The following is a 12,013-nucleotide window of genomic DNA, read 5'->3' on the forward strand; positions in this document are numbered from 1 at the left end:
CGCCGCTCGCCGCGATGCGCCACCGGCTGGCCACGCCCGACGGCAAGCGGCTCTATGCCCTGCGCAAGCAGACCCCTGAGCCGGTGTTCGGCATCATCAAATCGGTCATGGGATTCCGCCAATTCTCGTTGCGTGGCCTCGAAAAGGTCAAAGCCGAGTGGCGCCTCGTCACCATGGCCTGGAACATCAAGCGGATGTTCACCCTCGCACACGCCTGACGGGGAAAGTACCACCAAAAATCGCGACCCATGACCTCGGTGCTTTCAAAATCACTCAATCAACTACCCAATAACCTCAGTCCGACAGGCTGCTAGGCTGATCGCCGCTATGCCTCGGTCGCTCATAGCGACATGAAGCCGCCATCGGCATTCAGGACATGTCCGACGATGAACGGAGCCGCATCCGAGGCGAGCCAGGCCACGGCCTCGGCGACCTCCTCGGGGCGGCCCATGCGCCGCAATGGGAGACCCGCTGCAACCGCGCCCATGTCCATGATCCTGGAGGCCAGCATCATGTCGGTGACGACCCGGCCGGGCGCCACGGCATTGATGCGCACGCCCTTTTCCGCGTATTCCATCGCCGCTGAACGCGTCAGCGAGATCGTGGCGGCCTTGGATGCGGCGTAGAGGGCAAGGCCGGGATTGGGATTGCGCAGGCCGCTGACCGACGCGTTGACAATGATCGCGCCGCTGCCGCGCGCCGCCATGTGACGGATCTGGTGCTGCAGGCAAAGGTAGACCGACCGCACGTTCGTATCGAACACGGTATCGTAGAGGCCGGGATCCTGCTCGGCCACAGGCGCGCGTGGCTCCTGATAGCCGGCATTGTTGAAGGCGACGTCGAGCTTGCCGTGATCCGCGATGATGGTGCGATGCAGCGCCTCGATCTCGACCGGCCGCGTGACGTCGGCTGCGATGAAGCGGCCCGCGGCGCCGATGCCGGTGAGCGCCTTGACCGCCTGTTCGCCTTCGGCGCGGCGGCGGCCGGCGATCACGACCAGCGCGCCGCGGCGCCCGAAGGCAAGCGCGCTGGCGCGGCCGATGCCCGTCGCTCCGCCGGTCACGAGGACCACCTTGCCGGCAAAGTCACGCATCACGAACTCCGGCAGCGCCGGTCAGGCATGCGCGTTCGACGATGGCTCGTTGATCGAGGCCCGCCGGAAGGGATCCGTATACGGAGCCGCCATCGCCCCCAAGACGCGTCGCGCAGAAGGCGTCGGCGAGCGCATGCGGCGATTGGCGAATGAGCAGGCTGGCCTGCAGCGCGATCGCCATGCGCTCGACGAGGCGGCGTGCGCGCGCCTCGTGCTCCTGAGGAGCGCTCAGCTCGTCTTGGAGACGCTCGGTCATCCGGTCGAGATGCTTGTCGCCGCCCTTTGCCTTGCGTACTTCATCGATGAAGACAGGCACGCTGTGCGGCGAGCGCGCTGCGGCGCGCAGCACGTCGAGCGCGATGACGTTGCCGCTGCCCTCCCAGATGCCGTTCAGGGGCGCCTCGCGGTAGAGGCGGGCCATCGGTCCGTCCTCGACGAACCCGTTGCCGCCGTGACATTCCAGCGCTTCATGGACGACACCGACGGCGCGCTTGCAGTTCCAGAACTTGCCGACCGGCGTGCCGATCCGTGCCAGCAGTCCCGCGTCGCTGTCGCCGGCCTGCTCGTCGTCGACCGCTCTGGCCAGCCGAAACGCCAGCAGGGTGGCGGCTTCGACCTCCAGCGCCAGGTCGGCGATCACGTTCTGCATCAGTGGCTGGTCGATCAGCCGCTTCTGAAAGGCACGGCGGGACGTCACGTGATGGATTGCTTCCGACAATGCCCGGCGCATCAGTCCGGCTGACCCTATGGCGAAATCGAGCCGCGTCAGGTGCGTCATGGCCAGCGCCACCTTGATGCCCTGGCCTTCTTCGCCGACCAGCCAGCCAAGGGCGCCGCGATACTCGATCTCGCTCGAGGCGTTGGACCTGTTGCCGCACTTGTCCTTCAAGCGCTGGATCAGCAGGCGATTGCGGGTGCCGTCCGCCAGCCAGCCCGGCAGGAGGAAGCAGGAAAGTCCCCGGTCGGTGCGGGCCAGCGTGACGAAGAGATCGCTTTGCGGGGCCGAGAAGAACCATTTGTGGCCGTCGATGATGTAGGCTTCGCCCGGTCCGCGCCTGGGCCCGGCCGGCCGGGCCGTCGTCTGCGTCGCGCGCAGGTCGGAACCGGCTTGCTTCTCGGTCAATGTCATCCCGACGGTTCCGCCGGTCTTGCGCTGCATCGGAGCGGACGACGCATCATAGCGGCTCGAGACGATGAACGGCTCCCAGACGGCCGCGAGATCCGGCTGCAGCCGCAGAGCCGGGATCGCGGAGTACGTCATGCCCAGAGGGCAGCAGATGCCGCTTTCACCCTGGTTCCAGAGATAGGAGAGGATGCCGCGCGCCACGTGCGCGCCCGGCCTGCCGGCGGTCCATGCCAGCGAATGCGTGCCATGGCCGATCGCCAGCGACATCAGCTCATGCCATGCCGGGTGGAAGGCGATCTCGTCGATGCGATGGCCGAAGCGGTCGTGCGTGCGCAGCTCGGGGGCATGGCGATTCGCATCCCGCGCCAGCGCCGCGACATGGGCGCTCGCCACCGTCGTGCCGGCTTCGGCGAGCAGCGCGGCCGCCCACCCGATCGGCTCGCGCGCGGCGATCTCTGTCAGCAGGCGATCGCCCGTGAAGGCGTTGTGGCCTGTGAGCGGCGTCGCCTGGTTCATCACCTCGTGGGTCGCATAGCCGTCGGCCGGCAGGGACGGCAAGCGGGCGAATGGATCGGTGCCAGTGTCGGCCATCTGTTCGCTCATGCCTTGCCCTCTCCGCCAACGCTGGCGCGCAGGCAAAACGCGGTGATCTGGTCGATGAGGTGGCGATCGGCACGCGCGCCGGTTCCCTTGGAAGGCGCAAGTGGTCCGACCAGGGCTTCCATGAAAGCACCGACGATGCAGGCTGCCGCCACTGCAGGGTCCAGCCGGGGAAACGTGCCGCGCATGATTCCCTCGCGCAGGATGCGTTCGAGGCAGTGCGCGAGCCTCGCGCGATAGTCGAGGCGTACCATCTCGACCTCCGGGTCGACCGGCTCGGCGATGAGGGCGTAGGCGAGCCGACGGCCACGCAGGGCGCGGCTGGCGAACGTGCGGATAGCCGCTTCCAATTTCTCCAGCGGCGAGCCGTCGGCATCGGCCACCGCCTTCACGATTCCCACCTCGCGGGCGGAAACGGTGGCCACGATCTCCGCGCACAGCTCGGCCTTGGCGGCCCAGTGACGGTACACCGTGCCGGTGGCGACACCGGCCCTCTCGGCGACGCTGTCGACCTGGGCGGCCGACCAGCCGCCATCCGCCACAAGCTCCCGCGCTGCCTTCAGGATCCGCGCGCGCTTCTCGGCAAGCCGCTTCGCCGTGTTCTCGGTCTGACGGTAAGCCATGACGGTCGCAGCCCAAGCTATGAACCCAGGTTCATCTATAAGGTATGAACCAGGATTCATATCTTCATGTCAAGCCTCTTCCTGGACTCACACACTGTCATCCCGAGCGCAGCGAGGGATCTCCCGCGAATGGCGCACGGTGCGTCTTTCGCAGGAGATCCCTCGCTGCGCTCGGGATGACAGCCCTGCGCCCCCTGCCGACTTTGTCGCAGGCCGCGCGGCGCCCCATGCCTTGACCTCAACTGGACTTGAAATTCTAGAAGCCACGTCGGCTGGCGACACGGCGTCGCGTGAAGGAGGACCGACATGCAGGGTCAGATCAGAGGAACAATCACCCGAGCCGGCCCGGCGCGCCGACACGCCGCGCACCGTCACCGCCATCCTGGAGGCGCGCGCGTTCGGCATCCTGGCCCGGGTTCTGCTTACCTTCGTCTTCTGGACCAGCGGCCTCGCCAAGCTGCTCGAGTTCACGGCCAACGCCGCCATGATGGCGGAGCTCGACCTTCATCCCGGCTGGGCATTCAATGCCGCGACCCTCGTCGTGCAGATCGGGGCGTCCCTTCTGATCATCATCGGCCACTGGACCTGGCTGGCAGCCGGCGCGCTCGCCGTCTTCACCGTCCTCACCATCCCGATCGCGCATCCATTCTGGATCAAGGAGGGCGAGGCGGCATTCCGCGACATGACCGTCGCCCTGGAGCATGTCTCGGTGATCGGCGGCCTGCTGCTCGCCGCGATCCTGTCGCGACGCAGTCTGCGCTGAATATCGGCGGCGAAACGGTTGAAGCTGTGGCGTGGCCGCAAGTCTCTTGTTGCTTCTCAGAGATCGTCGAGGTGCCCTTGCAGATGCTTTTCAAGCCGGAAGAGCTTCTGATTCTTCAACAGGTCGAGGAAACCTTGAGCAGAAACACCCGACTTCGAGAGATTGCGTCGGGCATTCGCCAGCGATGCTACAACAAGCTGCGGTGCCTGGCCGTAAAGGCCAGTGAGGAAGGCATCCGGTGTCTGGCGCATCAGGCCGTGCCTTTTCAGCGTAGTGGCCGGGAAATCGCGCAGGTTCCAGGTCAGGATGAGGGACGCCTTCGCTTCGATCGCAGCAGCGAGGACATGCCGGTCACCGGGATCGGGCAGGCTCAGCTTGTCGATATGATGATGGAAGTTGGCAACCCGCGCACCTGGGAGCACCGTCTCCATCAACTGCCGGGCGATCTGGAGTCGCCCGGGCGGGATCGCCGGGGCATTGGCGAGGAGATTGCGCGTCCATTCGTCATGAATCTCGTCCGTCCATCGTGCTTCATAGAGGCCATCCACCGATGCCTGGACGAGGATGTTGCGCTGATGGAAGGGGTAGAGAGTGCAGGCGTCGCATATGGCAGCAACTCGCTCAGGCGCCATAGCGAACGCGCAAGTCCTCGGCGTCGTCGGCGAGCGCTTCCATCGCGCGACGTTGGGCGTCGAGCTTGGCCTTCAGTGCCAGGACATCTCTGAGCGACGTACGGCGGTGCTTGCCGACATAGCGGAACGGCAGGTCGCCGCGATCCATCCGCAGCACGACGAGGGGCCGTGAGATGCCGAGGATCCCAGATGCTTCCGCGGGGCTCAGTTCTTGATCCTCTGCCAGGACCGCCACGCGCTCGCCGCTGAGCAAGCGGGTGATGAGCGTCTCGACAATGCTGATCGCCGCCGGGGGGAGCGCAACGGTCTGGTCTTGCCCGTTGCGGCGGCGGACGCGCAGCTCGAAGCGGTCGCCCGCCGCCAGCCTGGGCAGCGACGACACCTTCTTGCGGTCCCGATCCGACAGACCGGCAAACTTCACGGCTTGGCTCGCCATGGCAGGGCTCCTCGCCGGTGAATATGGGTGTAATTTGCGATATCTGCAATAACTGAAAGACCTGTGGCCGTGCCACAGGATCACTGCGCTTGCGCCGCGGCCGCCATTCGTTGCGCCGGCTGGGCCTCGCGCTCGACCAGCTCCGCCAGGATGCGGCGGAACTGGGTCGGGCCGGCATCGAAGCTGGTGGGCAGCATGCGCCTTGTCGGGTCGCGGTCGATCACGACCTGCTGCGCCTCGATGATCGCCTTGTCCTCGTGGAAGGCGGCCTCGACGACGGCGAACATCCGGTCGAGCTGGCGCTGATCGATGTCGGCGGCGCGCGCGCCCGTGGCATAGAAATAGCGTGCGGCGCGCGCCGTCATCGGCGTCACGGCCTGCTCGTCGCAGCGCAGGAAGAGCGGCGCCGCGGTGGGCGGCTTGAGCTGCAGGCCGTCGGCGGTGCCCGGCGGATACCAGGCCGTGCGCAGCAGGAAGATGCCGGGCACCAGGAAATCGTAGGTGCTCCACATGTCGAAGGTCGCGTCGCGGCGCAGATAGCCGCGCACCTGGTTGCGCAGCCAGCGCTGCACGCGCAGGCCGCGCTCCAGGCGGATGATGCGCGGCCGCTCGTCGGCCCATTGCGGCGCGCCCAGCCCCAGCGTCTTCTCGTGCGCGTAGCTGAGATGCGACAGGTCCAGCAGGTTGTCGTCGATGAGCTGGTAGTCGGCGGCGAAGTCGAGCCGGCCGCAGCGCAGGCGGTAGCCGGGATCATCGAGCGCGATCGACGGCGGGACCAGCGCCGGGTCGGCGGCCGCGGCGTCGCCCATCCACACCCACAGCCAGCTGCCGCTCTCGATGGTGGGATAGCGCCGCACCGCGGCGCTGTGCGGGATCAGGGGCTGGCCGGGGATCTCGATACAGCGTCCGTCCGGCGCGAACTTCAGGCCGTGATACATGCAGCGCAGGTCGTCCTGCTCCACCCGGCCCTTGGACAGCGGCGCGAAGCGGTGGCAGCAGCGATCCTCGAAGGCCACCGCCGTGCCGTCCTGCTTGCGATAGAGCGCCAGCGGCTCGTCGATGATGCTGCGCGCCAGGATCTGGCCGGCCTCGAGCTCGTGCGACCAGCAGGCGACATACCACGCGTTGCGCACCCACATCGCTTCCTCCTGCCGTCTGCCGTTTGTGTCCTGCGGCTTGGCCTCCAGGCGCGCACGCCGGGGCATCGGCACACTATGGCATCGCCGCCGGCGCCTGAATGGTAAAAATGTTCCCTCTATGTTCTTGTTCCTGAAGAGAGAATATGATAGGTTGGCGCCAACGTAGCCGAAGTGTGGGGGAAGCCATGGTGGCCTGGTCCAGGTGCGATCCGACAACGCCGTCGAGGCGAGCGGACCGTATCGGCATCGGGCGCCATGATCTTCCACGCACCAATGGTGCCAGCGCAACTTCCGAATATTCCCGTCGTTTTCGACGTTTGCGTCACGCGATTCTGGGACGCGATTTTGCTTTCGCCGAAGATATCGCCCGACCCCGACCCCGACCCCGACCCCGACCCCGGGCCTGCCGGCTGGTGGATCGCGGAACCAGACATGGCGGGCTTTCGCCGTTCGGGGCTATGATGCCGCGGCAAAAACGGGCCGCGGCATCGACCGGCCGGTCCGACAGGGAAGAGGACGTGCCATGGACAACACCGCAGCAGACCCGTCCGCGCCGCGCCAGGCGGTGACCCCGTGCGGGATCAACCATCTCGTGCTCAACGTCCGCGACATCGAGGAGTCGCACCGGTTCTGGACCGAGCTTCTCGGCTTCAGGCAGGTCGGCGAGCTGAAGGCGACGCCGCAGCGTCCCAACCCGCCGAAGATGCGCTTCTACAGCGGCGAGCGCGGCGGCCACACGCACCATCATGACGTCGCCCTGGTCGAGAACCGCGACCTGCCGGCGCCGTCCAGGGAATGGAGCATGTATGGCGGCGCGCCGATGGCCGTGAACCATATCGCCATCACCTTGCCCGACCGCGAGGCCTGGCTGCAGCAGCTGGCGTTCCTGCAGGCGCGCGGCGTGAAGTTCAACCGCCGCGTCGACCACGGCATGACCCACAGCCTCTACATCAACGACCCCAACGGCTACGGCATCGAGCTGCTCTACGAGCTGCCGCGCGAGGTCTGGCAGGGCGACATCGATGCCGCCTTGAACTTCGCCCGCATCCTGCCGACCGAGGGCGCGGATGCGCTGGTCGACGAGGCGGACAAGAACCCGGTCTTCACCCGCCCCGAACCCGCGACACCCTAGTGAAAGGGGGCAGAGCCCCAATAGCCTTCATGGTGAGCTCAGGTGAATGCTCCGCATTCAACGAGTCGAACCATGAAGGCGACGCACGAGCCGCGGTGCGGACCGCTCCATGGTTCGACAAGCTCACCATGAAGCGGTCATCGGCCGTCTTCGTGAAGGCTTTTGACTCGCAACGCTCCACATCTGTTCGGATCGCACCATGGCCAAGCGCAAGAGCATCGAGATCCCGGGGTTCAAGCACCAGAACCCGATCCCCGTCGCCAGCCGGATCGGCAACCTGCTGATGTCGAGCGTCACCAGCGGCGTCGACCCGGGGACCCGCAACCTGCCGCCGGAGCTGCCCCGGCAGATCGCCAACCTGTTCGCGCACATCAAGGCCACGGTCGAGGCGGCTGGCGGCACGCCCGACGACATCATCAAGATCACGTTCTGGATGAAGGATCCCGCCAACGGCCGCGCGGCGATCAACGAGGAATGGGTGAAGATGTTCCCCGATCCCGACTCGCGCCCGGCGCGCCACACCCAGCACCTCGCCGGCGACGGCCCGTCGCAGATTTCCTGCGATTTCGTGGCGGTGCTGGGTTAGTTCTCCTCTCCCCGCGAGAGCGGGAGAGGAAGGGGCCCATGCCGCAGGCATGGGAAGGTGAGGGGTAGGAACGGTCAAATCATGTGCGAGACGCCGAGGCTGGACGTTCGTACCCCTCACCGTCCCATCGCTGCGCGGTGGGCCCCTCCCTCTCCCCGCTCTCGCGGGGAGAGGTGTTAGGGTAGAGAGGACCCACACCATGGCACACGAGAAGATCGAGATCGCCTATGGCCGTGGCGCCCTGCCGCTGGACCTCCCCGAGGCGGCGCAGCCGACCGTGATCCGCAAGGCGCGGCTGCGCAAGCTGCCCGATCAGCACGGCGCCATCCGCCAGGCCTTCGACAACCCGGTCGGGTCGCGGCCGCTGCGCGAGCTTGCGCGCGGCCGCGCCAGCGCCTGCATCCTGATCTGCGACATCACCCGGCCGGTGCCCAACCGGCTGTTCCTGCGGCCGATGATCGAGACCATGGTGCAGGGCGGCATCCCGATCGAGCGCATCGTGGTACTGGTGGCCACCGGCCTGCACCGTCCCAATCTCGGCGACGAGCTCGCGGAGCTGGTGGGCGATCCCTGGGTGATAGAGAACGTGCGGGTCGAGAACCACTACGCCCGCAACACCCAGGACCATGTCGATTTCGGCGTCACGGCCACGCGCGGCACGCCGGTGCGCCTCAACCGGCTGCTCGTCGAGGCCGACCTGCGCATCGCCACCGGCCTGGTCGAGCCGCATTTCATGGCCGGCTGGTCGGGTGGCCGCAAGGTGGTGGCGCCGGGCGTGGCCGGCCACGAGACCATCCGCACCTTCCACTCAGCGCGCTTCATGGAGGATCCGCTGGCGGTGCAGTGCAACCTCACGGGCAATCCGTTGCATGAGGAGCAGCTGCAGATCGTGCGCATGCTGGGCGAGGTCCATGCGCTCAACACCGTGATCGACGACGACCGCGACCTGGTGCACGTCACCTTCGGCGAGATCATCGCCTCGCACCTGGCGGCGGTCGACTTCATCCAGGACGCCACGCGCATCCCGGTCGGGCGCAAATTCAGGACCATCGTGACGTCGTCGGCCGGCTATCCGCTGGACAAGACCTACTACCAGACCATCAAGGGCATGGTGACGCCACTGGACATCCTGGAGCCGGGCGGCACGCTGATCATCGCCTCGCAATGCTCCGAAGGCTTCGGCTCGGCCGAGTTCCGGGAGGCGCAGGCGCGGCTGGTGGCGCTCGGCCCCGAGCGCTTCCTCGCCACCCTGACGGCCAAGTCCCTGGCCGAGATCGACGAGTGGCAGACCGAGATGCAGCTGAAGCCGATGCGCCTGGGCCGCGTGCAGCTCTACACCGAAGGCCTCGATGCCGAGGAACGGCGCATCACCGGTGTCGAGCTCGTCGCCTCGCTCGAGGCGGCGATCGCCCGCAGCGTGGCCGACAGCGGCGATCCCGCGGTCGCAGTGATCCCCGAAGGCCCCTACGTGGTGCCCGTGCACCGGCCTTGAAGACCGCTTCATGGTGAGCTCAGGTGAATGCTTCGCATTCAACGAGTCGAACCATGAAGCGGCCTGCACGATGGCTGTGCGAGGCTTCATGGTTCGACAAGCTCACCATGAAGCACAACTGCAGCATACTGCTTGAGGCAAACTCCCAGGTGACGCACACCATCCATCTTGACGCGGTCGGCGGCGTCGCCGGCGACATGTTCGTGGCGGCCATGCTGGATGCGCGGCCGGACCTGTGCGCGCGCGTGCTGGCCGACGCCGCTGCCGTGCTGCCCGCCTCGGCGGGCCAGCCCGAGCTGGTCGAGGCGGCAAGCGGCGCGCTGCGGGCACGACGCTTCGGGCTCGCTGCGCCGCAGGTCCATCATCACGCCCCGGCCGACGGCCACGGCCATCGCCACGATGGCGACGCCGGCAGCTTCCGTGACATGGTGGCGCGTATCCGGGCGGCGTCCCTGCACGCCGGCACCGCAGAGCACGCCATCGCCATCCTCACCCATCTCGCCGAGGCCGAGGCGGTCCTGCATGGCGTGCCCGTGTCCGACGTGCATTTCCACGAGATCGCCGACTGGGACTCGCTGCTCGATGTGGTCGCGGCCGGCAGCATCGCGGCCGCCCTGGCGGGCGCGCGCTGGACGGCGTCGCCGCTGCCGCGCGGCGGCGGGCTGGTGAAGACAAGGCACGGCCTGCTGCCGGTGCCGGCCCCGGCCACGGCGGCGATCCTGCGCGGGTTCGCCTGGCGCGACGACGGCGTGAGCGGCGAGCGCGTCACGCCCACCGGCGCAGCGATCCTGCGCCACCTCGTCGATCCGGCGGCGCCCGCCGTCGCGTCCGGCCGGCTGGAGGCGGTCGGCACCGGCGCCGGCACCCGCGTCCTGCCCGGGATCCCCAACGTGCTGCGCGCGCTGGTCTTCGATGCCGCCGAGGCCGCGCGGCCGGACCATATCAGCGTGCTCAGCTTCGAGATCGACGACATGACCGGCGAGGAGGTCGCCATGGCGGCCGATCGCCTGCGGGCGGTCGATGGCGTGGTCGACCTGTCCATCGGCCAGCGCCTGGGCAAGAAGGGGCGGGCCATGCAGTCGTTCCGCCTGCTGGTGCGGCCGGACGCGGCCCAGGCTGTGGCCGATCGCTGCTTCGCCGAGACCTCGACCATCGGCCTGCGCCTGCGCGAGGAGCGCCGGCTGGTGCTGCCGCGGCGGCTGTCGCGCACGGCGTGCGAGGGCCAGGACGTGAGCGTGAAGTCGGTGCGGCGTCCGGGCGGCATCGCGACGGCCAAGGCCGAGAGCGACGACCTCGCGGGCGACACCCTGGCCGCGCGCCGCCGCCTCAAGCAGCGCGCCGAGGACGGGAGCGTCTGATGCGCCGGCAGAACACGTTGACTCTTCCCCCGGAGGGGCAGGGCGATCGCATATGGCCCTCCTGTCATCCCGAACGCGGCGAGGGATCTCCTGCGGCAAGACGCACGGTGCGCTATTCGCAGGAGATCCCTCGCTGCGCTCGGGATGACGGGAAGGGCACCAGCGCGGCGTCGCGCCATATGCGATCGCCTTGCCCTCCGGGGGAAGGACACAAGCGGATGCGACGACAGGAACGTCGGACATGATCGCGGCTCATGATCGACTCGCCGACGCCATCGCGCGCCATGACGGGCTTGCCATCGCCGTCAGCGGCGGTGTCGACAGCATGACGCTGGCCACGTTCGCGCATCGTCTGGCGGCGGCGCCGGTTGCCGTCATCCATGCCGTGTCGCCGGCCGTGCCGCCGGCCGCCACGGCGCGGGTGCGGGCGCGTGCCGCGGCCGACGGCTGGGACCTCGTGGTGACCGGCACCGGCGAGTTCGACGATCCGCGCTATCGCGACAACCCCGTCAACCGCTGCTACTTCTGCAAGACCAATCTCTACGACCGCATCCGCACCCTCTCGCCGCATCCCATCGCGTCGGGCGCCAATCTCGACGACCTGGGCGACTACCGGCCCGGCCTGCTGGCGGCGGCCGAGCGCGCCGTGGTCCATCCCTATATCGAGGCCGGCATGGACAAGGCGGCCGTGCGGGCGCTGGCCCGTGACCTGGGTGCCGACGACGTGGCCGAGCTGCCGGCGCAGCCGTGCCTGGCCAGCCGGGTCGAGACCGGCATCGCCATCGACGCCGCCGACCTCGCCTTCGTCGACCGCGTCGAGACCACCCTGGCCCGCGCCCTGCCGCCGGCCGCGACCGTGCGCTGCCGCATCACCAAGACGGGTGTCGCGATCGAGGTCGGCGAGGAGGTCGCGCAGATCGACGGCCTGGCCCAGGCAGCGGCCCGGCTGTGCCGGGACGACGGCCGGGCCTTCGCCGGCGTGCGTCGCTACCGGCGCGGCGCCATGTTCGTCAGGACCTGAGGAGCGCGGGGC

The 12,013-nt window shown here is 68.1% G+C and carries 13 protein-coding genes; 7 read left to right on the forward strand and 6 right to left on the reverse strand.

Annotated elements, in window-relative coordinates:
• Positions 1-218 (forward strand): transposase (locus tag FHP25_RS32000; protein WP_147847546.1); only part of this gene is annotated, 218 nt, incomplete at its 5' end.
• Between the two features lie 122 nt (positions 219-340).
• Here the strand turns inward: FHP25_RS32000 and FHP25_RS32005 are convergent.
• The 3 genes from FHP25_RS32005 to FHP25_RS32015 are packed head-to-tail and all read right to left on the reverse strand — an operon-like array spanning position 341 to position 3,442.
• Positions 341-1,093, reverse strand: coding sequence for an SDR family NAD(P)-dependent oxidoreductase (locus FHP25_RS32005; protein ID WP_147851062.1), 753 nt, complete (start codon positions 1,091-1,093; stop codon positions 341-343).
• Positions 1,086-2,822 (reverse strand): acyl-CoA dehydrogenase family protein, encoded by a 1,737-nt coding sequence (locus FHP25_RS32010; protein WP_231712556.1) that lies wholly within the window; start codon positions 2,820-2,822, stop codon positions 1,086-1,088. Before FHP25_RS32010 ends, FHP25_RS32005 begins: the two co-directional genes overlap by 8 nt.
• Positions 2,819-3,442: a TetR/AcrR family transcriptional regulator gene (locus FHP25_RS32015; protein WP_178133939.1), complete on the reverse strand. Its 624-nt coding sequence runs from the start codon at positions 3,440-3,442 to the stop codon at positions 2,819-2,821. The genes FHP25_RS32010 and FHP25_RS32015 overlap by 4 nt, the downstream gene beginning before the upstream one ends.
• 232 nt (positions 3,443-3,674) lie before the next feature.
• Here FHP25_RS32015 and FHP25_RS32020 point away from each other — a divergent pair, with 232 nt between their 5' ends.
• The gene (locus tag FHP25_RS32020) at positions 3,675-4,205 is read left to right on the forward strand and encodes a DoxX family protein (protein WP_231712557.1); all 531 of its coding nucleotides are present in this window, start codon (positions 3,675-3,677) and stop codon (positions 4,203-4,205) included.
• 56 nt (positions 4,206-4,261) lie between these two features.
• On the opposite strand, the gene FHP25_RS32025 is transcribed toward FHP25_RS32020, so the two are convergent.
• The 3 genes from FHP25_RS32025 to FHP25_RS32035 form a co-directional block, all read right to left on the reverse strand.
• Positions 4,262-4,837 carry a PIN domain-containing protein gene (locus FHP25_RS32025; protein ID WP_147851065.1) on the reverse strand — a complete coding sequence of 192 codons (576 nt, stop codon included), beginning with the start codon at positions 4,835-4,837 and terminating at the stop codon, positions 4,262-4,264.
• Positions 4,827-5,273, reverse strand: a complete 447-nt coding sequence (locus tag FHP25_RS32030) for a MerR family transcriptional regulator (RefSeq protein ID WP_147851066.1) — start codon at positions 5,271-5,273, stop codon at positions 4,827-4,829. Before FHP25_RS32030 ends, FHP25_RS32025 begins: the two co-directional genes overlap by 11 nt.
• A gap of 80 nt (positions 5,274-5,353) precedes the next feature.
• Complete coding sequence (locus FHP25_RS32035; protein WP_178133940.1) at positions 5,354-6,412, reverse strand: aromatic ring-hydroxylating dioxygenase subunit alpha; 1,059 nt, start codon at positions 6,410-6,412, stop codon at positions 5,354-5,356.
• A 523-nt stretch (positions 6,413-6,935) separates the two neighbouring features.
• Here FHP25_RS32035 and FHP25_RS32040 point away from each other — a divergent pair.
• From FHP25_RS32040 to FHP25_RS32060, 5 genes are all read left to right on the forward strand, one after another.
• Positions 6,936-7,544, forward strand: a complete 609-nt coding sequence (locus FHP25_RS32040) for a VOC family protein (protein ID WP_147851068.1) — start codon at positions 6,936-6,938, stop codon at positions 7,542-7,544.
• A 199-nt stretch (positions 7,545-7,743) separates the two neighbouring features.
• Positions 7,744-8,130 (forward strand): RidA family protein, encoded by a 387-nt coding sequence (locus tag FHP25_RS32045; protein ID WP_147851069.1) that lies wholly within the window; start codon positions 7,744-7,746, stop codon positions 8,128-8,130.
• A gap of 199 nt (positions 8,131-8,329) precedes the next feature.
• Complete coding sequence (locus FHP25_RS32050) at positions 8,330-9,622, forward strand: nickel-dependent lactate racemase family protein (RefSeq protein ID WP_147851070.1); 1,293 nt, start codon at positions 8,330-8,332, stop codon at positions 9,620-9,622.
• Positions 9,623-9,675: 53 nt separating this feature from the next.
• Positions 9,676-10,980 (forward strand): nickel pincer cofactor biosynthesis protein LarC, encoded by a 1,305-nt coding sequence (larC, locus tag FHP25_RS32055; protein WP_218578756.1) that lies wholly within the window; start codon positions 9,676-9,678, stop codon positions 10,978-10,980.
• Between the two features lie 241 nt (positions 10,981-11,221).
• Positions 11,222-12,001, forward strand: a complete 780-nt coding sequence (locus FHP25_RS32060) for an adenine nucleotide alpha-hydrolase family protein (RefSeq protein ID WP_147851071.1) — start codon at positions 11,222-11,224, stop codon at positions 11,999-12,001.
• Positions 12,002-12,013 lie beyond the last annotated feature (12 nt).

The organism is Vineibacter terrae, assembly GCF_008039615.1.
Classification (GTDB): Bacteria; Pseudomonadota; Alphaproteobacteria; order Reyranellales; family Reyranellaceae; genus Vineibacter; species Vineibacter terrae.

Bases quoted from the DNA above. Each gene is read 5' to 3' on its own strand.
- FHP25_RS32005 (WP_147851062.1), bottom strand. From the start codon at position 1,093: ATGCGTGACTTTGCCGGCAAGGTGGTCCTCGTGACCGGCGGAGCGACG.
- FHP25_RS32010 (WP_231712556.1), bottom strand. From the start codon at position 2,822: ATGAGCGAACAGATGGCCGACACTGGCACCGATCCATTCGCCCGCTTG.
- FHP25_RS32015 (WP_178133939.1), bottom strand. From the start codon at position 3,442: ATGGCTTACCGTCAGACCGAGAACACGGCGAAGCGGCTTGCCGAGAAG.
- FHP25_RS32025 (WP_147851065.1), bottom strand. From the start codon at position 4,837: ATGGCGCCTGAGCGAGTTGCTGCCATATGCGACGCCTGCACTCTCTAC.
- FHP25_RS32030 (WP_147851066.1), bottom strand. From the start codon at position 5,273: ATGGCGAGCCAAGCCGTGAAGTTTGCCGGTCTGTCGGATCGGGACCGC.
- FHP25_RS32035 (WP_178133940.1), bottom strand. From the start codon at position 6,412: ATGTGGGTGCGCAACGCGTGGTATGTCGCCTGCTGGTCGCACGAGCTC.
- FHP25_RS32040 (WP_147851068.1), top strand. From the start codon at position 6,936: ATGGACAACACCGCAGCAGACCCGTCCGCGCCGCGCCAGGCGGTGACC.
- FHP25_RS32045 (WP_147851069.1), top strand. From the start codon at position 7,744: ATGGCCAAGCGCAAGAGCATCGAGATCCCGGGGTTCAAGCACCAGAAC.
- FHP25_RS32050 (WP_147851070.1), top strand. From the start codon at position 8,330: ATGGCACACGAGAAGATCGAGATCGCCTATGGCCGTGGCGCCCTGCCG.
- larC (WP_218578756.1), top strand. From the start codon at position 9,676: ATGAAGCGGCCTGCACGATGGCTGTGCGAGGCTTCATGGTTCGACAAG.
- FHP25_RS32060 (WP_147851071.1), top strand. From the start codon at position 11,222: ATGATCGCGGCTCATGATCGACTCGCCGACGCCATCGCGCGCCATGAC.